The organism is Kribbella swartbergensis, assembly GCF_054784135.1.
In genome coordinates this window covers 291318-315283 of record NZ_BAAGPM010000027.1, presented here as the reverse complement: position 1 = coordinate 315283, position 23966 = coordinate 291318, and the positions used below count along the sequence as shown (strand labels likewise).

22 protein-coding genes are annotated in these 23966 nt (G+C 70.1%); 13 read left to right on the top strand and 9 right to left on the bottom strand.

What is annotated here, in order from left to right; all coding sequences use genetic code 11:
- Window positions 1–4: 4 nt before the first annotated feature.
- From ACYVOK_RS27620 to ACYVOK_RS27610, 3 genes are all read right to left on the bottom strand, one after another.
- A complete protein-coding gene (locus ACYVOK_RS27620; RefSeq protein ID WP_460665466.1) occupies window positions 5–685 on the bottom strand; it encodes a response regulator in 681 nt (226 codons plus the stop codon).
- Window positions 682–1827, bottom strand: coding sequence for a sensor histidine kinase (locus ACYVOK_RS27615; RefSeq protein ID WP_460665465.1), 1146 nt, complete (start codon window positions 1825–1827; stop codon window positions 682–684). The genes ACYVOK_RS27620 and ACYVOK_RS27615 overlap by 4 nt, the downstream gene beginning before the upstream one ends.
- Window positions 1828–1903: 76 nt before the next feature.
- Window positions 1904–2578, bottom strand: coding sequence for a maleylpyruvate isomerase family mycothiol-dependent enzyme (locus ACYVOK_RS27610; protein ID WP_460665464.1), 675 nt, complete (start codon window positions 2576–2578; stop codon window positions 1904–1906).
- A gap of 55 nt (window positions 2579–2633) precedes the next feature.
- On the opposite strand from ACYVOK_RS27610, the gene ACYVOK_RS27605 reads away from it, so the two are divergent.
- The 6 genes from ACYVOK_RS27605 to ACYVOK_RS27580 all read left to right on the top strand — a co-directional run bounded on the left by ACYVOK_RS27605 (window position 2634) and on the right by ACYVOK_RS27580 (window position 8916).
- Window positions 2634–3320, top strand: coding sequence for a VOC family protein (locus tag ACYVOK_RS27605; RefSeq protein ID WP_460665463.1), 687 nt, complete (start codon window positions 2634–2636; stop codon window positions 3318–3320).
- Window positions 3321–4382: a succinyl-diaminopimelate desuccinylase gene (dapE, locus tag ACYVOK_RS27600; protein ID WP_460665462.1), complete on the top strand. Its 1062-nt coding sequence runs from the start codon at window positions 3321–3323 to the stop codon at window positions 4380–4382. It abuts the gene before it with no gap.
- A 64-nt stretch (window positions 4383–4446) separates the two neighbouring features.
- On the top strand, window positions 4447–5316 hold the full coding sequence (locus ACYVOK_RS27595) for an LOG family protein (RefSeq protein WP_460665461.1): 870 nt from the start codon (window positions 4447–4449) through the stop codon (window positions 5314–5316).
- Window positions 5317–5407: 91 nt separating this feature from the next.
- Window positions 5408–7882: a DivIVA domain-containing protein gene (locus ACYVOK_RS27590; RefSeq protein WP_460665744.1), complete on the top strand. Its 2475-nt coding sequence runs from the start codon at window positions 5408–5410 to the stop codon at window positions 7880–7882.
- A gap of 12 nt (window positions 7883–7894) precedes the next feature.
- Complete coding sequence (locus tag ACYVOK_RS27585; protein ID WP_460665460.1) at window positions 7895–8365, top strand: SRPBCC family protein; 471 nt, start codon at window positions 7895–7897, stop codon at window positions 8363–8365.
- Complete coding sequence (locus ACYVOK_RS27580; protein ID WP_460665459.1) at window positions 8356–8916, top strand: DNA-3-methyladenine glycosylase I; 561 nt, start codon at window positions 8356–8358, stop codon at window positions 8914–8916. The genes ACYVOK_RS27585 and ACYVOK_RS27580 overlap by 10 nt, the downstream gene beginning before the upstream one ends.
- A gap of 214 nt (window positions 8917–9130) precedes the next feature.
- Here ACYVOK_RS27580 and ACYVOK_RS27575 read toward each other — a convergent pair whose 3' ends face one another.
- From ACYVOK_RS27575 to ACYVOK_RS27565, 3 genes are all read right to left on the bottom strand, one after another.
- Window positions 9131–11248, bottom strand: coding sequence for an alpha/beta hydrolase-fold protein (locus tag ACYVOK_RS27575; RefSeq protein ID WP_460665458.1), 2118 nt, complete (start codon window positions 11246–11248; stop codon window positions 9131–9133).
- Between the two features lie 77 nt (window positions 11249–11325).
- Window positions 11326–12117 carry an enoyl-CoA hydratase/isomerase family protein gene (locus tag ACYVOK_RS27570; RefSeq protein ID WP_460665457.1) on the bottom strand — a complete coding sequence of 264 codons (792 nt, stop codon included), beginning with the start codon at window positions 12115–12117 and terminating at the stop codon, window positions 11326–11328.
- A 34-nt stretch (window positions 12118–12151) separates the two neighbouring features.
- Window positions 12152–12949: a PaaX family transcriptional regulator gene (locus tag ACYVOK_RS27565; RefSeq protein ID WP_460665456.1), complete on the bottom strand. Its 798-nt coding sequence runs from the start codon at window positions 12947–12949 to the stop codon at window positions 12152–12154.
- A 164-nt stretch (window positions 12950–13113) separates the two neighbouring features.
- Between ACYVOK_RS27565 and ACYVOK_RS27560 the strand changes: the two genes are divergently transcribed.
- Both ACYVOK_RS27560 and ACYVOK_RS27555 read left to right on the top strand, forming a co-directional pair.
- Window positions 13114–13281 (top strand): DUF3117 domain-containing protein, encoded by a 168-nt coding sequence (locus tag ACYVOK_RS27560; RefSeq protein WP_012923066.1) that lies wholly within the window; start codon window positions 13114–13116, stop codon window positions 13279–13281.
- A 116-nt stretch (window positions 13282–13397) separates the two neighbouring features.
- Entirely contained in the window at window positions 13398–14915 is a 1518-nt protein-coding gene (locus tag ACYVOK_RS27555) for a leucyl aminopeptidase family protein (protein ID WP_460665455.1), read from the top strand.
- A gap of 72 nt (window positions 14916–14987) precedes the next feature.
- On the opposite strand, the gene ACYVOK_RS27550 is transcribed toward ACYVOK_RS27555, so the two are convergent.
- Complete coding sequence (locus ACYVOK_RS27550) at window positions 14988–15839, bottom strand: oxidoreductase (RefSeq protein ID WP_460665454.1); 852 nt, start codon at window positions 15837–15839, stop codon at window positions 14988–14990.
- Window positions 15840–15942: 103 nt separating this feature from the next.
- Here ACYVOK_RS27550 and ACYVOK_RS27545 point away from each other — a divergent pair, with 103 nt between their 5' ends.
- Entirely contained in the window at window positions 15943–16797 is an 855-nt protein-coding gene (locus tag ACYVOK_RS27545; RefSeq protein ID WP_460665453.1) for a helix-turn-helix domain-containing protein, read from the top strand.
- Here the strand turns inward: ACYVOK_RS27545 and glgA are convergent.
- Both glgA and ACYVOK_RS27535 read right to left on the bottom strand, forming a co-directional pair.
- Window positions 16776–17933, bottom strand: coding sequence for a glycogen synthase (gene glgA / locus ACYVOK_RS27540; RefSeq protein ID WP_460665452.1), 1158 nt, complete (start codon window positions 17931–17933; stop codon window positions 16776–16778). The two genes, ACYVOK_RS27545 and glgA, sit on opposite strands and share 22 nt — an antisense overlap.
- A gap of 18 nt (window positions 17934–17951) precedes the next feature.
- Window positions 17952–18497 carry a GNAT family N-acetyltransferase gene (locus ACYVOK_RS27535; RefSeq protein WP_460665451.1) on the bottom strand — a complete coding sequence of 182 codons (546 nt, stop codon included), beginning with the start codon at window positions 18495–18497 and terminating at the stop codon, window positions 17952–17954.
- Window positions 18498–18561: 64 nt separating this feature from the next.
- On the opposite strand from ACYVOK_RS27535, the gene glgC reads away from it, so the two are divergent.
- Genes glgC through ACYVOK_RS27515 form a run of 4 tightly spaced genes read left to right on the top strand, consistent with a single transcriptional unit; the run spans window position 18562 to window position 23868 of the window.
- Window positions 18562–19818 carry a glucose-1-phosphate adenylyltransferase gene (gene glgC, locus ACYVOK_RS27530; RefSeq protein ID WP_460665450.1) on the top strand — a complete coding sequence of 419 codons (1257 nt, stop codon included), beginning with the start codon at window positions 18562–18564 and terminating at the stop codon, window positions 19816–19818.
- Window positions 19815–21077 carry a kynureninase gene (gene kynU, locus ACYVOK_RS27525; protein ID WP_460665449.1) on the top strand — a complete coding sequence of 421 codons (1263 nt, stop codon included), beginning with the start codon at window positions 19815–19817 and terminating at the stop codon, window positions 21075–21077. The genes glgC and kynU overlap by 4 nt, the downstream gene beginning before the upstream one ends.
- Window positions 21074–22369, top strand: a complete 1296-nt coding sequence (locus ACYVOK_RS27520; protein WP_460665448.1) for an FAD-dependent oxidoreductase — start codon at window positions 21074–21076, stop codon at window positions 22367–22369. Before kynU ends, ACYVOK_RS27520 begins: the two co-directional genes overlap by 4 nt.
- Window positions 22366–23868, top strand: coding sequence for a 2-hydroxymuconic semialdehyde dehydrogenase (locus tag ACYVOK_RS27515; protein WP_460665447.1), 1503 nt, complete (start codon window positions 22366–22368; stop codon window positions 23866–23868). The genes ACYVOK_RS27520 and ACYVOK_RS27515 overlap by 4 nt, the downstream gene beginning before the upstream one ends.
- The last annotated feature ends 98 nt before the right edge of the window (window positions 23869–23966 follow it).

The following is a 23966-nucleotide window of genomic DNA, read 5'->3' as shown; positions in this document are numbered from 1 at the left end:
AGGATCAGCCGCGCGGTCGATCGCCGTCGCCCTCACCCCGCACGACGACACCGTTCTCGTAGGCGAAGATCACCGCCTGCACCCGATCCCGCAGCTGCAGCTTGGAGAGCACGTTGCTGACGTGGGTCTTCGTGGTCGCCTCGGAGACGAACAGCCGGGCTGCGATGTCGGTGTTGGAGCGACCCCGCGCGAGCTGCCCGAGGACCTCTGTCTCCCGGGCCGTCAACAGGTCCAGCCGCGGGTCGCGCCGCGAGGGCGCGGGGGCGCGGTGCACGAACGCGTCGATCACCCGCCTGGTCACGCCCGGCGCCAGCAGGGAGTCGCCGGCAGCCACCACTCGGATCGCCGCGGCCAGCTCCTCCGCGGGGGCGTCCTTGAGCAGGAAGCCGGAGGCGCCGGCTCGCAGCGCCTCGAAGACGTACTCGTCGAGGTCGAACGTCGTCAGCACGAGCACCCGGGTCGGGCTGCCCTCGTCGGTCAGGGCACGAGTGGCCGAGATGCCGTCGAGCACGGGCATCCGGATGTCCATCAGAGTCACGTCCGGCCGCGTCCGGCGTACGACGTCGAGGGCCTCCTGGCCGTTCGCAGCCTCGCCGACGACCTCCAGATCGTCCTCGGCCTCGAGCAGCGACCGGAATCCGGCGCGGACCATGCCCTGGTCGTCGGCGATCACCAGCCGCGTCATGACCCCTCCCGAACGGGCAGCTCGGCGACCAGCCGGAGTCCGCCCAGCGGGCTCGCTGTGACGTCCACGCTGCCGCCGTACAACGTCACGCGTTCCCGGATCCCGACCAGCCCGTGCCCGTCGGCGGTTCTCGGTCCGGCGTCCGGGCCGGCGCCGTCGTCGTCGACAGACAGCCGCAGTGAGGTGGGGGCGTACTCCACGCGGATGTCCACCCGTTGCCCGCCCGAGTGGCGCAGCGCGTTGGTCAGGCACTCCTGGACGATGCGGTACGCCGCGAGGTCGACGCCGGGCGGCAGCTCGTAGGTGTCGCCCTCCGTGACCACACTGACGTCGAGCCCGGAGGTGCGCACCTGGTCTACGAGACGGCCCAGCTCGGCCAGCCCGGGTTGGGGCTCGAGTGACACCGGCTCTCCCTCACTGCGAAGGACGCCGAACAACCGGCGCATCTCCGCGAGCGCCTCGCGTGCTGTCGACTCCACGGCGGCCAGGTCCGCGGCCTCGGCCGCGTGCTCGAGCCCGAGCCGTCGGCGTACGGCCTGGGTCTGGATGGAGATCACGCTGAGCGAGTGGGAGACGATGTCGTGCAGCTCGCGCGCGATGCGCCTCCGCTCCTGCTCGGCGGCTCGCGCCGCCTCGACCTCCCGCGCGCGAGCGAGCCGGTCGACCTCAGCAAGGGCCTCGTCCGTGCGGATCGTGCGCCGCCGAAGTAGTCCCCCGACCGCCCACGGGCCGACCAGGAACACCAGGGCCGCGGCGACGTCGCTGGGCTCCAGCCCCTCGGCCACCAAAGCGGCCACGAACGGGACGAGCACCAACGCCAGCCCGACGTGGCTGCGCGGAGGAGCGGTCTCGGCGCCGACCGTGAACGACACGAGCACCAGGGACAGCAGCGCGGAGAACTCGCCTTCAGGATTCAGGAGCAGGTTGATCGTGAGGACGACTGCCGCGACGGTCAGCGGGAACGACCGCCGCCAGGCCAGGGTGAGCATCGCACCGCCGGCGACCACGCCGTGCTGAAGCGGCGAGCGTACGTCGGGGTTCAGCACCGCCTCGGCCACGGTCATCGCCAGGAACACGGCGGCGATGGCGACATCGAGCCAGGGCGGCCGCAGCCGCGTCGCGACCCTCGTCGTCCAGCGCACGCTTTGAGGCTAGGTCACCGGTCGCCGGCGGACATCGGGCCCGAGGATGAATTACCAGCTGTCCCGGGGCGGGTCGCTAGGGCCAGGAAAGGAGGTCGGGGGTTGGGCCGGTGACGGGGCCGGGTGGGGTGCGGCCGGCGTACCAGGCGGTGAGGTCGGTGAGGTTGCCGGTGAGGACGCGGGGCTCGCCGGTCCCGGTCTCCCAGGTGGTGCCGTCGGTGGCTCGCAGGATCAGGTGGATGCCTTCGGGGGTGCGGGGGCGGAGGAAGTCGAGGAGGTGCAGGCAGAAGTCGGGCGACCAGTCGTCTGCCGTCGGGGCGAGGTTCAGGTCGACGGTGTGGACGGTGAGTTCGCGCCAGGTGGCGTGGATGCCGGCCGCCAGGTTGCTGTTGCGGTGCAGAATCGGGCGTTCCCAGTCGTCCGGGCCGACCTGGTCCCAGGCGGCGAGGAGAGTGGCCGTCGCCTCGCGCAGATGGGCTTTCAGTTCGGCGGCGGATCGGCCGGCGCCGGCTTCGATGGCGGCGTCGCGGGCCGGGCGGCCGCCGTCGTACACCTCGACCAATCGCCCCTGGAGCGCCTCCTCGACCTGCCGCGTCATCGCCTCGGCGAAGTTGGCGATGTGGGTGATGACATGACCGCGCGACCACCCCAGCAATCCCGACGGCGCCCGCACCACCGCGTCGTCCACCGTCGTCAGCGTGTCGTCGAGGCGTTGAGAAGCTGCCCTGATCTCGGGCCGGATGTCGCGCATGGCCGCAACCCTAACCAAGCAAGTGTTTGTCGGTCCCGCGGATTAGGGTTGCCCCATGAACGTGGCCCGGTTCAAGGACTTGTGCGTGGATGTGACATGCCCGAGTGCGATGGTCGCGTTCTGGGGGCGCGTGCTCGGGCTGACCCCGCCGGCCGACAACCCGAACGTGCTGGTCGGCGACCTCCCGGAGAAGACGATCTGGATCAACAAGGTCGACGAGCCGCGCACGGTGAAGCAGCGGGTTCACCTGGACGTGCGTACCAGCTCGATCGACGACCTGTTGCGTGCGGGCGCGACCATCCAGAAGCCGCCGACGGACGAGCAGCACTGGACCGTGCTGGAGGACCCGGAGGGCGGTGAGTTCTGCGGTTTCGTCCGCGACACCGTCCCGGCGTACCGGCTGATGGAGTTGGTCGTCGACTCGGCCGACCCGGCGGCGCAGGCGCGCTGGTGGTCCGGGGTGGTCGGCGGCGATGTTGCGAGTACGCCGGGCAAGCCGTGGTACTGGCTCGAGAACGTGCCCGGCCTGCCGTTCCCGTACTGGGTGTTCGTCCCGGTGCCGGAGCCGAAGACGGTGAAGAACCGGATCCACTGGGACGTCACCGCGCCCGCCCTGCAGCCGGTGCTGGACGCCGGTGCGAAACTGCTGCGGCCCAAGGACGACGACATCGGCTGGAACATCTGCGCCGATCCCGAGGGCAACGAGTTCTGCGTGTTCCTACCACCGGCAGAGGATTCCTGAATGGGCAAGCTCGACCTCACCATGTCCGGCCCGGACCTGACCGAGGCGCTGGTCAATGTGCATTCGGTCAGCGGCAGCGAGGAGAAGCTCGCCGACAAGATCGAGAAGGCGCTGTCGGCGTACGGGCACCTGAAGGTGTTCCGGCACGGGAACACCGTGGTCGCGCGGACCGACATCGGCCGGGACGAGCGCGTCGTGCTGGCCGGGCACATCGACACCGTCCCGCTGAACAGCAACCTCCCGGCCCGCCGCGCGGACGGCCTGATCCACGGCCTCGGCGCCTGTGACATGAAGGGTGGTGTCGCGGTCGGGCTCCGCCTGGCCGCCACCCTGACCGAGCCGAACCGCGACGTCACCTATGTCTTCTACGACTGCGAAGAGGTCGAGGCCGAGCGGAACGGCCTGTTCAAGCTGACCCGGTCGAACCCTGAACTCCTCGAAGGTGTCTTCGCGGTCGTGATGGAGCCGTCGAACGCGGTCGTCGAGGCAGGCTGCCAAGGCACCATGCGGGTCGAGGTCACCACCCGCGGCGAACGGGCGCACTCGGCCCGGTCCTGGATGGGGTCGAACGCGATCCACGCCGCGGGCGAGATCCTCGCCCGGCTGGCCGCGTACCAGCCCCGCCGGGTCCCGATCGACGGGCTCGAGTACCGCGAGGGGCTGAACGCGGTCGGCATCCACGGTGGGGTCGCGGGCAACGTCGTACCCGATCTGTGCACGGTCGAGGTCAACTACCGGTTCGCGCCGGACCGGTCGGAGCAGGAGGCCGAGGCGCACCTGCGAGAGGTGTTCGAGGGGTTCGACCTGGTCGTCACCGACTCGGCGCCGGGTGGGCTTCCCGGGTTGGAGCGGCCGGCCGCGGCGGCGTTCCTGCAGGTGGTCGGGGGTGAGCCGCAGCCGAAGTTCGGCTGGACCGACGTGGCGCGGTTCACGCTGCTCGGCGTACCGGCGGTGAACTACGGCCCCGGTGACCCGCTGTACGCGCACAAGCAGGAGGAGTTCGTCCCGGAGGCGGAGATCGAGCTGTGTGAACAGCGGCTGAGGGCCTGGTTGACGGCGTAGGTACTCCTCGTGGCGGGCCCCGCGTCGGCAGGCCCGTCCGCTGAGTAGGTCCTAACCTGGGGGCATGGCAGAACCCTCGATCCACCCCGACCGTCCGATTGGTTCCCAGCAGCGCGGGCCGGTGGTGATGCGGCGCAACCAGGTGCAGCACTCGACCTCGGAGCAGCGGCTGCTGGACAGCCGGGGACCGTCCGACTGGGTGCACACCGACCCGTGGCGGGTGCTGCGGATCCAGTCGGAGTTCATCGAGGGATTCGGCATGCTGGCCGAACTCGGCGCCGCGATCAGCGTGTTCGGCTCGGCCCGGACCCGGCCCGACGACCCGATGTACGCCGCCGCGGAGGAGCTCGGGCGGAAACTCGTCGGCGCCGGTTACGCGGTGATCACCGGCGGTGGACCGGGCGTGATGGAGGCGGCGAACAAGGGTGCCTCCGAGGCCGGCGGTGTCTCGGTCGGCCTCGGCATCGAGCTGCCCTTCGAGAACGGCCTGAACGAGTGGGTCGACATCGGGATGAACTTCCGCTACTTCTTCACCCGCAAGACGATGTTCGTGAAGTACGCGCAGGGGTTCGTGGTGATGCCGGGCGGGTTCGGCACGCTCGACGAGCTGTTCGAGGCGCTCACGCTGGCGCAGACGCGGAAGGTCACGTCGTTCCCGGTCGTCCTGTTCGGTACGTCGTACTGGAGCGGGCTGGTCGACTGGCTGCGCGAGACGATGCTCGCCGACGGGAAGATCTCCGCGGCCGACCTGGACATGTTCGTGGTGACCGACGACGTGGGCGAGGCGATCAGCTACATCGTCAAGGCCGGTGAACTGGCCGATGCGGCGGCCGAGGAAGCAGCGGAGGCGGCCGCCCGGGACGTGGCCGAGACGGAGAACCCCGAGGCCCGCGAGCGGCGCGAAGCCCACCGCCTGGGCTCCGACGGCAGCTGACCGTTTCGCGGGGCCGCGGGGATTCGCGCAGGGCTGAATCCGGCTCCGGTTGTGCGGGTGACTCGACGGGCATGGCACGATCGGTCCCGTGATGTGGTTCTTCGGGCTGATCGTGGTGCTGTTGATCGGGGCTGTGGCGGTGGTGGCCTCGGGTCGTTGGGGTGCCATGAGTACGGCGTACGACGACCGGCCCGACCTCAGCGTCCCGGCCCGGCAGTCGCTGACCGCCAAGGACATCGAGTCGGCCCGGTTCGGCGTCGGCCTGCGCGGCTACCGGATGGACGAGGTCGACTCGCTGCTCGACCGGATCGCCCGGGAGGTGGCGGAACGCGACCGGCGCATCGCCGACCTGGAACGCGCCGTGTCGCCGATCATCGACGGCCCCGGCTTCACCTCGACCACGGACTACGACCCGTCAGACTTCGACGACACCGGCATCCAAAAACCCATCCTCGTCGGCGGCGAATTCCCCACCCCGGTCCCCGCTTCCGAACCCCACGCCGACACCACCCAGCCCGACACCACCCAGGTTGCTGCCGCCCAGGCTGCTGCCGCTCAGTCCGACGCCGCCCAGCCCGACCCCGCCCAGCCCGACCCCGCCCAGCCCGACGCTGCTCAGGCTGGCGCTGCTCAGGCTGGCGCCGCTCAAGTTGAGCCCGATCAGGCTGCTGCTCGGGCTGAGGCCGCCGAGACCGACACCGCCGAGCAGGCTGCTGTGGAGGGAGGCGACGTCGCGTCGGCCGGGGCACCGAACGCGGAGCCGCCTGCCGACGGGCCTGCCGCAGCACCAACCGCCGACGCGCCCGCCGCACCGACCGGCGACGCGCCCGCAGCACCGACCGCGGGCTCCCCGGCTGCAGCACCGCCCGCCGCCGCGCCGGCAGCACCGACCGAGGGCTCCCCGGCCGCCCACGCGCCCGCCGACATGCCTGCCGGAGGACCGACCGCCGGCTCGCCTGCCGGGGGACCGGCCGCGGCCTCGCCTGCCGGGGGACCGGCCGCCGGGTCGCCTGCCGTTGGGCCGACAGGTGGTACGCAGGCCGCCGGGTGGGGTGCTGAGGCGCCGGCTGGTGCCGGGTCGGTTTCCGGCGGTTCGGTTCCCGACGCCTCGGGTCAGGGCGAGGCCGAGTCGGGCAGCCCGGAAGCGCCGGTCAAACAGTCATCCATGACGGCGGCGGACGAGTACGAGCGCCTCCAGGCGGAGGCTCGTGCATTGCTGGAAGCCCAGACCCAGCCCGCTGTAGCCCGAAGAAGCACGTCGAAACACTCAGCCCCCGCCGTCGACCAGCCGTCAAGGCCCGACTCCTCGGAGGCCCAGCCCGCTCCCGCCGACCCGTACATCTCTCAGCAGCCCCAGCCATACAGCCCCCCGGAAGCCCGCCAGCAGTCGTCCGATTCCCAGTCTTACGCCGAGCACCAGCCCGGCGAACCCCAGTCCGCGGCCGAGCACCAGCCCGGCGAACCCCAGTCCGCGGCCGAGCACCAGTTCGGACGCCAGTCCGCGGCCGAGCACCAGTTCGGACGCCAGTCCGCGGCCGAGCATCAGTTCGGCGAACCCCAGTCTGTGGTCGAGCACCAGTCTGGCGAGCCGCAGTCGTACGGTCGGCAGGCGGAGGCCGCGCCGTGGTTTCCGGGTGAGCCTGCGTCGACTGCTCACGTCCGGCCGGAGTTTGCTACTGAGCCTGAGCAGCCGGGGAGTTCCCAGGCCGGGCAGCACGTAGCTTCTCAGCCGCCTCGCCCCCAGGCGGAGGCGTTCGCGCCTCAGCAGCCGGCAGAGCAGAGCGGTCAGCCCGCTCCTACTCCGCATTGGGTCCTGCCTGAGCCGGCACCCCAGTGGCAACAGCACCCGCCCGCCCCCCAGAACAACTCCCCGCAGCCACCACCCCAGACGCCGTACGCCGAGCAGCCTGCGGCGCAGACTCCGTACGTCGAGCAGTCGCCGGCCCAGACTCCGTACGCCGAGCAGTCTCCGGTTCAGGCGCCGTACGCCGAGGGGTCGCGGGGGCAGGCGCCGTACGCCGAGCAGTCGCCAGTCCAGGCGCCGTACGCCGGGCAGTCGCCAGTCCAGGCGCCGTACGCCGAGCAGTCGCCGGGGCAGGCACCGTACGCCGAGCAGTCACCGGCGCAGACTCCGTACGCCGGGCAGTCGCCGGCGCAACCTCCGTATGCCGAGCAGCCTGGGGCCCAGGCGCCGTACGGCGAGCAGTCGGTGGACCGGGTGTCGTATCCGGAGCAGGCACCGCTGGAGCGGCCTGGCTCTGGGCCGTACGCCCAGCAGGGTCCTGCGGAGGAGGCTGGGCCGCGGCAGGATGCAGGTCAGCAGGGGGGTTGGCAGTTTTGGCCGCCGGCTGATCAGCAGCAGGGGGTGGCGCAGTGGTCGGGGCAGGAGGAGGCGCTGCCGGCGAATGGGCGGGTGCCTCAGCAGGGTGGGGACGCTGCGCCTGACGACGGTGACTATCCGACGGCCGAGCAGAGGTCTCACGGGCCGGAGCAGGGTGGTTATCCGGCCCCGGAGGACGGTGGGTATCCGTCGCCGGAGCAGGGTGCGTATCAGCGGCCGACCTGATCCAATCGGCTCATGACGCCCGAGCGTAGTTGCCATGCGGAGGCGTCGATCGCGCTTCCGCTGGATCCGGCGGCGGCCTGGGATGTGGTGGTGGACTGGGAGCGGCAGTCGCGGTGGATGTTGCTTACTCGCGTTTGGGCGACCGGAAACGGCGGCATCGGTGTCGGCGGCGGGGTTGCGGCGCGGACTTCTGTCGGTGGCGTGGGGTTCACTGACGACATGGTCATCACACATTGGGATCCGCCGCGCGAGTGCACGGTGAAGCACCTCGGCACCGTGGTGCGTGGCACCGGCACGTTCACGATCACTCCCGGACGCCGCGGTACGGAAGCCGGCGGGAGCACGTTCACCTGGTCGGAGGATGTCGTCCCGCCGCTGGGGAGGCTCGGGGTTGCCGCGCGGCCGGTGGTGCGTCCGGTGTTCGAGGCGTTGATGCGGCTGTCGTTGCGGCGGCTGGCGCGGGAGGTGGCGCGGTGGCGGTGATCGGGCCGGACGGGCAGCCGCGCTGCGGGTGGGCGACCTCGGCGCCGGAGTACGTCGAGTACCACGACAACGAGTGGGGCAAGGAGATTCGGGACGACATCGGGTTGTTCGAGCGGCTGACGCTGGAGGCTTTCCAGTCCGGGCTGTCGTGGATCACCATCCTGCGCAAGCGGGAGAACTTCCGGGCCGCGTTCGCGCAGTTCGACCCGGCGGTGATCGCGAAGTACGGCGCGGACGACTTCGAGCGTTTGATGGCGGATCCGGGCATCGTCCGGAACCGGTTGAAGATCAACGCCACCATCAACAACGCGCGGGCCCTGCTCGAGTTGGACGACGGGGAGTTCACCGAGCTCGTCTGGTCGTTCCAGCCGGCCGAGCACGAGGCGCCGAAGACCCTGGCGGACGTTCCGGCGACCACCCCGGAGTCCGTTGCGTTGTCGAAAGCCCTGAAAAAGAAGGGTTTCGTCTTCGTCGGTCCCACCACCGCGTACGCGCTGATGCAGGCGACAGGCATCGTCAACGACCACCTGTCCACGTGCATCGCCCGCTGAGTCTCCACGGGTGGCGCGGGATGCACGTGCAGGTGGCTTGTGCATCTGCAAGGTGAGACGGAAAGTCCCAAAAATAAGGGAAGACAAACGGCTGAACGAGTTGTGCCGGACGCACCGAACATGATGAGGTGTTCACCGGGTTCCCCGGTCTGTCAGGTGGATTCCGGCCGTGACTCGCCCGGCCGGAATGCGGCCGGGGAGCCCACCAAACCTTCTACGGAAGAGTGTTCGCGCCGTCCGCGCTGAACGCCGTCCGGAACACATCCGTGTTCGTCAGCCCGGACACCTGGGTGCCCGTCGGCGTCGTGGTTACGTAGACGTTGGCCTCGGCGAACGGGTCGGCGGCGTCGTCCTCCGCCGTACCGAACTGCCGTACCCACGAGCGCGTGCGATCCGCGGAGTACTTCGCCAGTACGCCGTCGAACTTGCCGATACTCGTCTCCAACGCCCCGTCGGTGAACCCGGCGACGTACAGGTTCCCGGACTCGTCGGCCGCGACCGCAGCACCCTTGTCGTTCCCCGTCGTACCGAACTGATCCCGCCACGTCAGCACCCCGTCGTCATCGACGCGGGCGACGATGAAGTCCTTGTCGCCCACCAACGCACCGGAGAACGAACCAGCGGTGTAGCCCGTCAGATGCACGCCACCAGCAGGATCGGCCGCCAACCCCCACACCTCGTCGGTCTCCGACGTCCCGAACTGCTTCAGCCACGCCGCATCCCCGTCAACGGAGTACCGAGTGACGAACCCGTCGACCCCGCCGGCCGGCGTACCCAGCGCACCACCCGTCATACCGGCGATGTACACCGACCCGCCGGACACCGCGACCGTCATGCCCTTGTCCTCGCCGGCACTCCCGACCTGCCGAAGCCAGACCTGCAGTCCGTCACCGTCGAGCCGCGCGACAAACACATCCTTGTCGCCCGCGTTCGCGCCGCCCAACGAGCCCTTCGTGTACCCGCCGAGATAGATCGCGTCGCCGTCCGCAGCCACCGCGTAGCTCCGATCTGCAATCCCCGGTACGCCGAACTGCTTCAGCCACCGTTGGTTGCCGGCGCCGTCGTACTGCACCGCGAAAGCGTCATCGGTCGTGTTCCCCGCATGCGAGCCGTCGAGATTCCCGTTCGTGTACCCGGTCACCACAACTCGCCCCTGAGCGTCGACCGCCACGCCGTACGCGCGTTCCGTCCCACTCGTCCCGATCGAGCGCGTCCACTCCCGCGTCCCGTCCGGCGCGTACTTGGTCAACGCGACATCCTTGCCACCCGCGTACGGCGCCCCGTCCAGCGAGCCCTCGACCGCGACGGCCTGATAAACGTTGCCCGAGGCATCAGTCGCGATTCCGCCGGCCCGGTCCTCACCCGCCGTACCCGTTACCGTCGCCTTCATCGGTACGGCGGGCGGCTTTCCGATGTACTGGAAGATGTACTTCGCCCCTTCGGCGAACGTCGGCCCCCAGACGTCCCAGTCGTGCCCGCCGTCGACGACGCGGAACTCCGACGTCAGGTTCGGCACCCGCACGGCCTGGTTGAACACGACATGCGCCTCGAAGTCGAGGTCGTGGGTGTAGTCGGCGGGCTTCGGGTTCTTCCACTCGTCGTCGCCGACGGCGATGTAGAGGTGCGACCGCAGTCCCGTCGCCGCGAATGACTTGAACGCGGCCGGATAGTTCAGCCGGAGGTAGACCGCCTCCGAGAACGGGTCCTTACCCTTGCCGAAGGCACCGAACTCCCGGGCGCTGGACTCGGCCGGCGGCAGCGGGACGTACACCGCCGGGCTGAGCACGATCGACGCGCCGAACACCTCCGGATGCGCCATCGCGTAGCGCAACGCGCCCGCGCCGCCCATCGAGTACCCGGCCACCGCGCGCCCGGTCCGGTCCGCGATGGTCCGGTACGACGCGTCGACGTGCGGGACCAGGTCGCGGAAGAACGCCGTCTCGACCGGCCGGCCCGGGTCCGCGCCGGTGTACGCGGAGTCGACGTAGTAGCTCGCCCGGCTGCTCCACGGCGCGTCCGGCATCACCGCGATCGTCGGCGGGATCTCGCCGGATCCGATCAAGTCGTCGAGCCGGCTCTTGACCTGTGTCCAGGCGGCCATCGTGTCGCCGCGCCCGTGCAAGAGGTAGAGCACCGGATAGCGCTGGGTGGATTCGGCGTACCCGGGCGGCAGGTAGACGTTGTAGTTGATGTCCTCGCCGAGGATGGCTGATCGCACAGTGGCAGCGGTGATCACGCCGGGAACGGCATCGGGCTGAGCGGCGGAGCCGGGGACGACGAGGCTCCCGGCCAGGGTGGCGGCGGTCAGGGCAGGCAGCAGCAGTTTCCTCACACGGCTGTTTGTAATCGGTTACGTAAACGATTACAAGGCCTCGCGCTCGGCAGGACGCCCCCGAGGAGGGCGGAGCGTTACCTTCCGGTGAACGTCGGCTTCTGTTTGGCGACGAAGGAGGCGACCGCGTTGCGGTGGTCCTCGGTGCCGCCGGTGAGTTCCATCTTCCCGGCCTCGAACACCAGCGCCTCGGCCAGCGTGTGAGTCGCCGAATACCCGAGCGACTGCCGCACAGCGCCGTACGCGACCGTCGGCCCGGCCGCCAGTTTGGCCGCCAGTTCGTCGACCGCCGCCGAGAACTCGGCAGCCGGTACGACGCTCGTCGCCAGGCCGAGGGTCAACGCCTCGTCGGCGGGCACCGTGCGCGGGAAGTACAGCAACTCGAGCGCCTTCGCGTGCCCGATCAGGCGGGGCAGCGTCCACGAGATGCCGGTGTCGCACGACAGCCCGATCCCGGTGAAGGCGAGGTTGAACCCGGCCGTGTCCGCCACCACCCGGAAGTCGCAGGCGAACGCCATCGAGGCGCCCGCCCCGGCCGCGACCCCGTTCACCGCCGCGATCACCGGCTTCGGCATCTCGGCCAGCGCCCGCGCGATCGGCGCGAAGTGCTCCGGGACGGTGCTCCACAGGGCGGCCGTGTCGTTCGCCTCGAGCAGCCCGATGTGCTCCTTCAGGTCCTGCCCGACGCAGAACGCCCGACCGGTGCCGGTCAGGACGACGACCCGGACCGAGTCGTCCTCGGCGGCGGCCTGGACGGTGTCGCGGAGCAGGACCTTGGTCGGCGTGTCGAGCGCGTTCATCGCGTCCGGCCGGTTGAGCGTGATGGTGGCGACGCCATCGGTCAGCGCGTAGGTGACGGAGTCACTCATCGTGGTCAGCTCCTTGACAATCGGTGAGGAAAACTCAGTGATGCGTGAGGCAGTTGTCGACGAAACGCCCGGCCGCGGGGCTCAGGCGCTGGGCGTGGAAATCGAAGAACGCGGCCGCCCTGGTGCCCGCCCAGTCGTCCGGCAGCAACTCGGCCGGCAACCCGGGATCCCGGAACAGGAACTTGCGCCATTCGTGCACCAGTTCCGACCGTACGGCGAACGCCTGCTCGTCGGTCGTGTCGTCGCCGGCGGTCTCGACCAGGGCCTTGGCCTCGATCAGCCAGGCGTCGTACGACGCGCCGAGGTCGTCCAGTCTCCAGACCCGCCGGGCGAACGCAACCGCCCCCTCGTCGACCGGTGCGCGGAAACGGTCCGCGGCGATGCCCTCGATGCCGAGAATCTGGTCCACCTCGGCGTCGTTGCGCAGTCCGACCCAGGCGCCGTCGGACAGCGGAGCCCAACCCAGAAAGGCGAGTTGGCTCGCCAACTGCTCACGCCGGCGCGCGTTCGGCACCTCGCGGAGGATGCACAGATGCCAGTGCCGGTCCCAGTCGCCGGAACCGTCGCCGACCGGCGTCGTGCGGTAGATCCGGGCGGCCGCGTCGTCGAGCCGGCGACGCGCCCGGGACGTCAGCGCGTAGCCCGGCTGGCCGTCGATCCGGACCGGTTCCAGCCAGCCCTGGCGGACCATCCGCGACACGGCGGTACGGACCGCGGGCGGGTGGACACCGAGCGGCGCGAGCAGCCGGACCAGGGCCGCGACCGGGGCCCGCGCACCACGTGCGCGCAGGTGGTCGCCGTACAGGTCGAAAAGGGCTGAACGGGCGTGCACGTGCCTGAGTCTGCCGTATGGTGCACGGCTCTGGCCTCTGATCGGGAATAATGGGTTCTGATACACACTGCGATACGCGCCGACGGCGCATCACCGCACGGCGCCGGAGACGGTACTCAGTGCGGTGTCGTCGCTCAACACCGACACTGGGAAGGGGTGCGCGCATGGCGGCGATGAAGCCGCGGACGGGCGATGGTCCGCTCGAGGTCACCAAGGAGGGGCGGGGGATCGTGATGCGGGTTCCGCTCGAGGGAGGCGGTCGGCTCGTCGTCGAGCTGAACGCCGACGAGGCGACCGAGCTCGGCAACGCGCTCAAGGCCGTCGTCGGCTGACGGATCCCTGACACATCTCTACGACCCCGGTGGGTGCCTTTTGCGGCACCGGCCGGGGTCGTTACGGTTGGCCGGGCGCTTTCTCCGACTTTTGATCACACAGTGAGGTCCTCCTAGTGGCTCGCCGCAGCAGCAAGTTCGCCTTCCCGACTCTTCCGGCCGTGGCCTGGCAGCCCGGCCTGCCGGTGCACGGCGCGCCGACCTGGGTGATCGTGGTCGGCGAGGACGGCCTGCCGGCTGCCGCGAAGGACGCCGGCGAACGGCTCGGGGTGGACCTCGGCCGGCTGCTGGAGGCACAACGGGCGACCGGCTTCAGCCCCACCGCCGGCGCGACCGCGGCGTACCCGCTGCTCACCGGTGAGGTGACCGAGATCCTGCTGGTCGGGGCCGGCGACGGGACCGCCAAGGAGCTGCGACACGCCGGGGCGGCGATCGCGAGATTCGGCCGCGGCAAGGACGAGCTCACCACTGTGGTTGCCGAGGGCATCGATGACGCGGCGCTGCGGGCGTTCGCCGAGGGCATCGTCCTGGGTTCGTTCACCTACACGCTGAAGACGGTCGATCCGGGCAAGCCGGTGGTCGGGCGGGTCACCCTGACCGACGGCTCCGACGCCGACCGGCAGGCGGTGCTGGACCGCGGCGTCGTGATCGGGCGGACCGGCTGGCTGGCGCGGCAGTTCGCCACCACCCCGTCGAACGAGAAGGACCCGGCCTGGCTGGCCGCGCGGGCGACCGAACTCGCCGCCACGTCCGGTCTCGAGGTGACTGTCTGGGACGAGAAGAGGCTGGCCGCGGAAGGGTTCGGCGGCATCCTCGCCGTCGGCAAGGGTTCGGCCCGGCCGCCGCGATTCATCCGGCTCGACTACGTCCCGGACGGCGCGACCGACGACACGCCGTACGTCGTACTGGTCGGCAAGGGCATCACCTACGACACCGGCGGTCTGTCGCTGAAGCCGCGCGAGGGCATGGTGTCGATGAAACGCGACATGACCGGCGGCGGTTCGGTCATCGCGACGCTGTCCGCGCTGCGCGAGCTCGGTGCGCGGGTCCGCGTGACCGGACTGATCTGCGCGGCCGAGAACATGCCGTCGGGGTCGGCATACCGGCCGGACGACGTGATCCGGCACTACGGCGGCCGCACCACCGAGGTGAAGAACACCGACGCCGAAGGTCGCCTCGTCCTCGCCGACGGCCTCGCGTACGCGGTCCAGGAGCTTCAGCCCGACGTCATCGTCGACATCGCCACCCTGACCGGCGCGATCAAGGTCTCCCTCGGGTCGATGCTGTACGGCGGCCTGTTCGCCACCGACGACGCCCTCGCCGACAACCTCGCCGACGCCGGCCGCGTGTCCGGCGAGGAACTCTGGCGGATGCCGCTGCCGGAGGAGTACCAGGACCTGATCTCCACCCCGATCGCCGACTCCGTCAACAGCTCGAAGGGCCCCGGTTCCATCACCGCCGCCCTGTTCCTGAAGGCCTTCGCCGGCGACATCCCGTGGGCCCACCTCGACCTCTCGTCGATCGCCGAGTCGCCGTCGGACAACTTCGAGTACTCCACCGGCGCCACCGGCGCCGGCGCCCGCCTGCTCACCACTTGGCTCGCCGCCGAGGCTCCGACCTCCGGCATCGGCTGATCCTGGCCCGGATCTGCGGAAGAAAGCTCGCACCTGCTGGCAGCGATCTTCCGCAGAGCGACGTACGACGGGTCAGCCGCCGATGGCGTCGAGCTCGGCGATGGCGTCGGGCGGGAGGATCAGGTCGGCGGCCGCGACGTTCTCGCGCAGGTGCGCGACCGACGACGTACCCGGGATGACCACGCTGGTGGCCGAACGCTGGAGGAGCCAGGCCAGCGCGACCTGCTGCGGGGTGGCGTTCAGCCGGGCGGCGACCTTCGCCAGGGTCTCGGACTGCAGCGGGGTGAAGCCACCGAGCGGGAAGAACGAGGCGAACGCGATGTTCTCGGCGGCGCAGAACTCGACCACGTCGTCGTCCTGCCGGTGGACCACGTTGTAGAGGTTCTGCACGGTCACGACCGGGGCGATGGTCTGGGCCTCGCGGATCTGGGTGAGGCTGGCGGCGCTCAGTCCGAGATGGCGGATCAGGCCTTCCTCCTGGAGTTCGGCCAGGGCGGTGAACTGCTCCGCGATCGAGTCCTGGCCGTCGCTGTGTTCTGCGACCCGCAGGTTCACCACGTCGAGGACGTCCAGGCCGAGGTGCTCGAGGTTCGCGTGGACCTGCGCCTTCAGGGCGGCCGGCTCCAGCGAGGGGATCCAGCTCACGTCGTCACCCCGGCGGGCGCCGACCTTGGTGACCAGCACCAGGTCAGCCGGATAAGGGTGGAGTGCTTCCTTGATGAGCTCGTTGACGACAGTCGGTCCGTAGAAGTCGCTGGTGTCGATATGAGTGATGCCCAGCTCCACGACTTCCCGCAGTACGGCGATCGCCTGATCGCGGTCCTTCGGTGGTCCGAACACACCGGGGCCGGCCAGCTGCATGGCGCCGTACCCCATCCGGGTGATGGTCAGATCGTCGGCGAGGGTGATTGTCTTGTTTGTCATGCCTCCACCGTCCAACCGGTTCGGGCGGGGTGGGAGTGCCCCCTTGTTCCTGGTAGTGACAGGACCCAGTCAGCGCGTGACGAGCGCGACTAGGGTGGAAGGCATGGACAGCACGAACGCGCTCGGTGAGTTCCTTCGCGCCCGGCGGGAGCAGGTCCGGCCGGAGGACGTCGGGATCCGCCGTGTCGGGCTGCGCCGGGTGCCGGGGCTGCGGCGCGAAGAGGTCGCGATGCTGGCCGGCATAAGTTCCGACTACTACCTGCGGCTGGAACAAGGCCGCGACCGGCACCCGTCGATGCAGGTGCTCGACGCGCTGGCCGGCGTACTGCGGCTGGACGCGGACGCGGCGGCGTACCTGGTCGGTCTTGCCCAGGAGCGGCCGCGCACGCCGCAGCCGCGGACGAGCGACGCGCGGGTGCCGGAGAGCATCCTCGAGCTGATCGACGGATGGCCGAACAACCCGGCCTACGTGCAGAACAGGTACACCGACGTACTCGCGGTCAACGCCCTGGCGGAGGCACTCTCGCCGAACTACCGGGTCGGGGCGAACCTCCTTCGCGCGGTCTTCCTCGATCCGGCCGAGCGGGAGCTCCGCCGGGACTGGGAGGACTTGACCGAGGACGGGGTCGCCGCCTTCCGCGCCGAGGTCGGGTCGGAGGTCGACGACCCGCGCCTGATGGAGCTGGTCGGCGAACTGTCGGTCCGCAGCGAGCGATTCCGGCAGCTGTGGGCGCGGCACGACGTACGGCCCCGGCGTGGCCGGCGCAAGCCGCTCAATCACCCGGTGATCGGCGAGCTCGACCTGCGGTCGGACAAGCTGCTCATCGGCGGCACGGACGGCCTGACGCTGGTCGTCTTTCACGCCGCCCCCGGAAGCCGGGATGCCGATCAGCTGGCCCTGCTGGGCAGTCTGACCGCGTCCACCGAGGACGTTTCTCAGCCGACCAGGGAGTCGTAGAGCTGCACGGTGCGGTCCGCCACGGCATCCCAACCGAACTCGGTGACGGCGCGCTCACGGCCGGCCTTGCCCATTGCCTCGGCCTTGGCCGGGTTGTCGATCAGCTCGTTGACGGCCGCGGCCAGCTCCGACTCGAAGGTGTCGGTGTCGTTCTCGTCGTACCGGACCAAGGTGCCGGTGACACCGTCGTCGACGACCTCGGGGATGCCGCCGACCGCGCTGGCGACGACGGCCGTCTCGCAGGCCATCGCCTCCAGGTTGACGATGCCGAGCGGCTCGTAGACCGACGGGCAGCAGAACGCCAGCGCGTGGGTCAGCACCTGCCGGACGTCCTCGCGCGGAAGCATCTCGGAGACCACGTACACGCCGTCGCGGGCCGCCTTCAGGTCGTCGATCAGCGCGTCCGTCTCCGCCTTCAGCTCGACCGTGTCGGCCGCGCCGGCGAGCAGCACCAGCTGGACCGAGGGGTCCAGGCGCAGGCCGGCCCGAAGCAGGTGCGGGACGCCTTTCTGCCGGGTGATCCGGCCGACGAACGTGACGTACGGCCGGTTCAGGTCGACGCCGAGCCGTTCCAGCACGTGGGTGGCCGGGTCCGGTCGGTAGAAGTCGGCGTCGATCCCGTTCGAGATCACGTGCACCTTCGCCGCGTCGATCGACGGGTAGCAGTCCAGTACGTCGTCCCGCATGCCGCGGCTCACCGCGACCACGGCGTCGGCAGCCTCGTACGCCGTACGCTCCGCCCAGCTGGACAGCCGGTAGCCGCCGCCCAGTTGCTCGGCCTTCCACGGGCGGCGCGGCTCGAGGGAGTGCGCGGTGACGACGTGCGGTACGCCGTACAGGAGCTTGGCCCAGTGTCCGGCCATGTTGGCGTACCACGTGTGGGAGTGCACCAGCTGCGCGTCGCTCACGGCGGCGGTCATGGTCAGGTCGGTGGACAGGATGCGCAGCGCCGCGTTCGCCTCCGGGAGACGTGGGTCGTCCTCGGAGTGCGCGGTCGCACCCTGGCGTGGTTCACCCATGCAGTGCACGTCGACGTCCAGCAGACGGCGCAGTTCGCGGACCAGGAAGTCCACGTGCACCCCCGCCCCGCCGTAGACGTCCGGAGGAAACTCACGCGTCAGGATCGCCACCTTCATGAGCCCGACCCTAGGACATCAGGACGTCCGTGTCGGTACCCAGAAGCGGAGCTTTCCGTGTCGCTCGTCCTCGAGTTCGCCGCCGGCCGCCTCGATCACCTTGCGGGAGGCGACGTTGTCGGCGTCGCAGGTGACCAGGGCCGGGTCGATGCCGAGACCGGCCGCGATCGGCAGGGACTGGACCAGCATCTCGGTCGCGTAGCCCCGGCGCCGGACCGAGGGGCGGACGAAGTACCCGATGTGGCCGCCCACTTCGGCCAGGGCCGGGGTGAGGCGGTGCCGGATCGAGAGCCGCCCGAGCCATTCGGATCCCTCGACGAACCACAGCACGGTCTGGTGCACCAGGTCCGCCGGCAACTCGCTCGCCGGATCGGCCTCGGCCTTGATCAGCTCGATCATCCGGGCGAACTCGGCTGGATCCTCCGCCTGTTCCCGGGTCCACTCCTCCTCGTCGCCGACGATCGCCCGGGCACCCATCCACCGCTCCTGATCCGGCCCCGCCTCGTCCCAGGCGGCGAGGAACGAACGGTGCACGGCAAGGGTGGGTTCGGTGAGGATCGGCATCTTCCCAGTGTCCCGACACTCGCAAACGCTTATGCCCCCGGGTTTCCGGGACTAAGGTGCGGACATGGCAAAGGCGCCCAAAGTTCTCGGAATCGTGCTGGCAGGTGGCGAGGGAAAGCGGCTGATGCCGCTGACGGCCGACCGGGCCAAACCGGCCGTGCCGTTCGGCGGGAGTTATCGCCTGATCGACTTCGTACTGTCCAATCTGGTGAACGCCGGGTATCGGAACCTGTTCGTGCTGACGCAGTACAAGTCGCACTCGCTGGACCGGCACGTGACCGTCACCTGGCGGATGTCCACCCTGCTGGGCAACTTCGTCAGCTGCGTGCCCGCCCAGCAGCGGCTCGGCCCGCAGTGGTACCAGGGCAGCGCGGACGCGATCTACCAGTCGATGAACCTGATCGACGACTTCCAGCCCGACATCATCGTGGTGTTCGGCGCCGACCACGTGTACCGGATGGACGCCTCCCAGATGGTCGCGGCGCACATCGAGCGCGGCAACGGCGTCACCGTGGCCGGGATCCGGGTGCCGCGGGTGGAGGCGACCGAGTTCGGCGTGATCAAGACCGGCGCGGACGGTCACACGATCGAGGACTTCCTGGAGAAGCCGGCCGACCCGCCCGGGCTGCCGGACTCGCCCGACGAGACGTTCGCCTCGATGGGCAACTACGTGTTCAGCGCGGACGTCCTGGTCGACGCGCTCCGCAGGGACGCGGCCAACCCGGCGTCCCGGCACGACATGGGCGGCGACATCGTCCCGATGCTGGTTGCCGAGGGCGCCGCCGGGGTCTACGACTTCAAGGAGAACGACGTCCCGGGCGCCCTGGACCGCGACCGCTCGTACTGGCGTGACGTGGGATCGCTGGACTCCTACCACGAGGCGCACATGGACCTGGTCTCGATCCAGCCGGTGTTCAACCTCTACAACCTGGACTGGCCGATCTTCACCTCGCATCCGCAGCTGCCGGGCGCGAAGTTCACCGACAACGCGACCGTCGGCGAGTCGATCGTCTGCCAGGGCTCGGTCGTCTCCGGCGCCTGCGTGGACCACTCGGTGCTCGGTGCCAACGTGATCGTCAACCGGGGTGCGACGATCGAGCGCTCGGTGATCATGGACAACTGCCGGATCGGCGCGAACGCCGTGCTCAAGAACGTCATCCTGGACAAGAACATCGTCGTACCGGACGGGGTCGAGATCGGCGTCGACCCGGACTTCGACCGGGAACGCGGATTCACCGTGTCCAAGGGCGGCGTGACGGTTCTCGGCAAGGGTCAGGTGATTCCGGCCGTCGACACGAAGGGCGAGGTCGCCGAGGCGTGAGCGCGCTCGAACAGGAGGCGCTGGAACTCGATGCCGCGGATCCCGGGCACCGGGAGCTGTTCGACGTACCGCCGGCCCAGGGCGGCGACTACCCCGAGGTCGCGTACTTCGCCGGCAACTCGCTCGGCCTGCGCCCCAAGGCGACCCGGACCGAGCTGCTCGAGGACCTGGACGCCTGGGCGTCGCTGGGTGTCGAAGGGCACCTGGACGCGGCCAGGCCGTGGTTGCCGTACCACGAGTTCCTGACCGCTCCGGCCGCTCGCCTGGTCGGGGCGCTGCCGAGCGAGACCGTGGTGATGAACTCGCTGACGGTCAACCTGCACCTGCTGATGGTGTCGTTCTACCGGCCGACCCGTTCGCGGCACCGGATCGTGATCGAGGACTCGGCCTTCCCGTCCGACAGCTACGCGGTCCGCTCCCAGGCCCGCTTCCACGGGTACGACGCCGAGGACGCGATCATCCGCCTCCGGCCACGCCCCGGTGAGGACTGCCTGCGTACGGCGGACGTCGTCGAGCAACTGGGTGGCGACGTCGCCCTGGTGCTGCTGGGCGGCGTGAACTACCTGACCGGTGAACTGATGGACATCCCGACGATCACCGAGGCCGGTCACGCGGCCGGGGCGGTCGTCGGCTGGGATCTCGCCCACGCGGCCGGGAACGTTCCGCTGTCGTTGCACGACTGGGGTGTGGACTTCGCCGCCTGGTGCTCGTACAAGTACCTCAACGCGGGGCCGGGTGCGCTGGCCGGCGCCTACGTCCACGAGCGGCATCACCGCAGCGAGCTGCCACGCTTCGAGGGCTGGTGGAGCACCGACCCGGCGACGCGGTTCGAGATGGCGCCGGAACCCCGGCCGCCCGCGTCCGCGGACGCCTGGCAGGTCTCGAACCCGCCGATCTTCTCGATGAGCCCGGTCCGGACGTCGCTGGAGCTGTTCGACCGGATCGGCATGGAGACGCTGCGGGAGCGCAGTCTGCGGCTGACGGCGTACCTGGAGAAGCTGCTGGCCGACGTCACACCGGGACGGCCGCTGAGGGTGATCACACCGACCGATCCGGCCCGGCGCGGCGCGCAGTTGTCACTGCGGATCGGTGGCTCGCTACGAGCCGGTGAGCTGGCCAAGAGGCTCCGGTTCGAGTACGGCGTGATCGCCGACGCCCGGGAGCCCGACGTACTGCGGCTGGCTCCGGTGCCGCTGTACTCGACGTACCACGACTGCTGGCGCGCGGCGTCGGCCCTGACCGAGGCGGTGCACGCGTGAAGGTCGCGATCGTCGGGGCCGGGCTGACCGGCAGCCTGCTCGCCTGCTTCCTGGCCCGGCGCGGGCTGGAGGTGACGCTGTACGAGCGGCGGCCGGATCCGCGCACCGGACAGGTCGAACGGGGCCGGTCGATCAACCTGGCGATCTCCGAGCGCGGCCTGGACGCGTTGCGGCGGATCGACCTGGTCGACCAGGTGATGGCGGACGCGCTGCCGATGAAGGGGCGGATGATCCACCCGGTCTCGGGTCCGCTGGACTTCCAGGCGTACTCGGCCACCGGTGACCGGGCGATCAACTCGATCAGCCGGGGCACGCTGAACAACGCGTTGCTGTCCGCCGCCGCGTCTGCTCCCGGGGTCACGACGGTTTTCGAGCATCGGCTGGTGGAGCTGGACTCGCAGGCCGGGCGGATGGTGTTCGCGACGCCGTCGGGGAAGGTCTCGGCCGAGGCCGACGTCGTACTCGGTGCCGACGGCGCCGGGTCGGCGGTGCGCGAGCAGTTGCTTGCCGAGGGCATCGTCGCCGAGGACGTCGACTTCCTCGACTACGGCTACAAGGAGCTGTCGATCCCGGCCGCGAACGGCGAGTTCGCCCTGGATCCGGGCGCGCTGCACATCTGGCCGCGCGGTACGTCGATGATGATCGCGCTGCCGAACCCGGACCGCTCCTTCACCTGCACGCTGTTCTGGCCGTCCGGGTCCTTCGACGCGCTGACGTCGGCCGCGGACATCGAGCGGCACTTCGCCGAGCACTACCCCGATCTGTTGCCGCTGGCACCGGACTTGGTGGGCGACTACCTGAACAACCCGGTCGGAGTCCTCGGCACCGTGCACACGCTGCCGTGGCAGGCGCACGGCCGGACGGCGTTGCTCGGCGACGCGGCGCACGCGATCGTGCCGTTCTACGGCCAGGGCGCGAACTGCGCCTTCGAGGACGTGGTCGAACTGGATCGCTGCCTCGACGACACCGGCGGTTCGTGGGCGCGGGCGTTGCCGCTGTTCGAGGCACGGCGGCGGGAGAACACCGAGGCGATCGCGGAGATGGCGCTGGACAACTTCGTCGAGATGCGGGACAAGGTCGCCTCGCCGGTGTTCCGGCTGACCAAGCAGATCGAGCACGCGCTGGAGCGCGCCCTGCCCGGCAGGTACGTCTCCCGCTACGAGCTCGTGTCCTTCTCCACGACGCCGTACGCCGAGGTGCAGCGACGGGTACGGCGCCAGCACCAGGTCCTCGGCGCGGTGATCGCCGGGATCGGAGTCGTCGCGCTGGGGCTGTTGCGGAGGCGGCGGTGAGTCTGTGGTCGCGGGAACTCCTGACCGGGCAACCGAGCTCGGTCGGGCTGTTGCGCAACTTCGTGAACGGTGAGTTCGTGGAGAGCGGGTCGACGTTCGCGAAACTCAGCCCGGTCACGGGTGAGCAGATCTTCGACGTGTGCGAGGCCTCGGCGGAGACCGTGGACGCGGCCGTGCAGGCCGCCCGGGCCGCGTTGCGCGGCCCATGGGGACGGATGAGCGAGCAGGAGCGGGCCGTCGTCCTGCGGCGGGTCGCGGACGGGCTCGAGCGTCGCTTCGACGACCTGGTCGCGGCCGAGGTCGGGGACACCGGCAAGTCGATCAGCCAGGCGCGGACCCTCGACATCCCGCGCGGTGCGGCAAACTTCCGGGCCTTCGCGGACTTCGCCACCACGGTGCCGACCGAGTCGTACACGACCGTGCTGCCGGACGGCCGGCGGGCGCTGAACTACGCCGTCCGCAAACCCGTCGGCGTGGTGGCGATCATCGTGCCGTGGAACCTGCCGCTGCTGCTGCTCACCTGGAAGGTCGCGCCGGCGCTGGCCTGCGGCAACGCGGTCGTGGTCAAGCCGTCCGAGGAGACGCCCGCGTCGGCGACCGTCCTGGCCGAGGTGATGGCGGAGGCCGGCGTACCGGAGGGTGTGTTCAACCTGGTGCACGGGTTCGGGCCGTCGTCGGCGGGGGAGTACCTGACCCGGCATCCCGGAGTCGACGCGATCACGTTCACCGGCGAGTCAGCGACCGGTACGGCGATCGCCAAGGTCGCCGCGGACCGGGTGAAGTCGGTGTCGTTCGAGCTCGGCGGGAAGAATGCGGGCCTGATCTTCGCCGACGCGGCGCTGGACGACGCGATCGAGGGCTCGGTGCGGTCGGTCTTCACCAACGGCGGCCAGGTGTGTCTGTGCACCGAGCGGCTGTATGTGCAGCGTCCCGTGTTCGACGAGTTCTGCTCCAGGCTGGCGGCAAGGGCCGCGGAGTTGACCTTCGGGTGGCCGGCCGACGAGGCGACGATGAACATGCCGCTGATCTCGAAACAGCACCGGGACAAGGTGCTGTCGTACTACGACCTGGCCCGAGCCGAAGGTGGCGAGGTCCTGACCGGCGGCGGCGTACCGTCGTTCGGCGACGCCCGGGACGGTGGTTGCTACGTGCAACCGACCGTGGTGACCGGGCTGCCGCCGGACGCCCGGACCAACACCGAGGAGATCTTCGGCCCGATCTGCCACATCGCGCCGTTCGACACCGAGGAGGAGGCGTACGCGCTGGCCAACGGGTCCGAATACGGGCTGGCGGCAACGGTCTGGACCCGCGACGTGGGCCGGGCGCATCGTGCGGGTGCGGCGCTGGACGTCGGCCTGGTCTGGGTCAACACCTGGTTCCTCCGCGACCTCCGCACTCCCTTCGGCGGCATGAAACAGTCCGGAATCGGCCGCGAGGGCGGCCGCCACTCCCTCGACTTCTATTCCGAACCCACCAACATCTGCGTGGAGCTCAGATGACCGTGCTTTTGGCCGGGCCTCCGGCGCCGGCGTGGTCATGGGGCTTTGGCTCCCGGCCTTCCCTCGTCACTCCACTCGCTTCGCTCCCTCCGCTCCTC

Bases quoted from the DNA above. Each gene is read 5' to 3' on its own strand.
- ACYVOK_RS27620 (WP_460665466.1), bottom strand. From the start codon at position 685: ATGACGCGGCTGGTGATCGCCGACGACCAGGGCATGGTCCGCGCCGGA.
- ACYVOK_RS27610 (WP_460665464.1), bottom strand. From the start codon at position 2,578: ATGCGCGACATCCGGCCCGAGATCAGGGCAGCTTCTCAACGCCTCGAC.
- ACYVOK_RS27605 (WP_460665463.1), top strand. From the start codon at position 2,634: ATGAACGTGGCCCGGTTCAAGGACTTGTGCGTGGATGTGACATGCCCG.
- dapE (WP_460665462.1), top strand. From the start codon at position 3,321: ATGGGCAAGCTCGACCTCACCATGTCCGGCCCGGACCTGACCGAGGCG.
- ACYVOK_RS27595 (WP_460665461.1), top strand. From the start codon at position 4,447: ATGGCAGAACCCTCGATCCACCCCGACCGTCCGATTGGTTCCCAGCAG.
- ACYVOK_RS27590 (WP_460665744.1), top strand. From the start codon at position 5,408: ATGTGGTTCTTCGGGCTGATCGTGGTGCTGTTGATCGGGGCTGTGGCG.
- ACYVOK_RS27585 (WP_460665460.1), top strand. From the start codon at position 7,895: ATGACGCCCGAGCGTAGTTGCCATGCGGAGGCGTCGATCGCGCTTCCG.
- ACYVOK_RS27570 (WP_460665457.1), bottom strand. From the start codon at position 12,117: ATGAGTGACTCCGTCACCTACGCGCTGACCGATGGCGTCGCCACCATC.
- ACYVOK_RS27560 (WP_012923066.1), top strand. From the start codon at position 13,114: ATGGCGGCGATGAAGCCGCGGACGGGCGATGGTCCGCTCGAGGTCACC.
- ACYVOK_RS27550 (WP_460665454.1), bottom strand. From the start codon at position 15,839: ATGACAAACAAGACAATCACCCTCGCCGACGATCTGACCATCACCCGG.
- ACYVOK_RS27545 (WP_460665453.1), top strand. From the start codon at position 15,943: ATGGACAGCACGAACGCGCTCGGTGAGTTCCTTCGCGCCCGGCGGGAG.
- glgA (WP_460665452.1), bottom strand. From the start codon at position 17,933: ATGAAGGTGGCGATCCTGACGCGTGAGTTTCCTCCGGACGTCTACGGC.
- ACYVOK_RS27535 (WP_460665451.1), bottom strand. From the start codon at position 18,497: ATGCCGATCCTCACCGAACCCACCCTTGCCGTGCACCGTTCGTTCCTC.
- glgC (WP_460665450.1), top strand. From the start codon at position 18,562: ATGGCAAAGGCGCCCAAAGTTCTCGGAATCGTGCTGGCAGGTGGCGAG.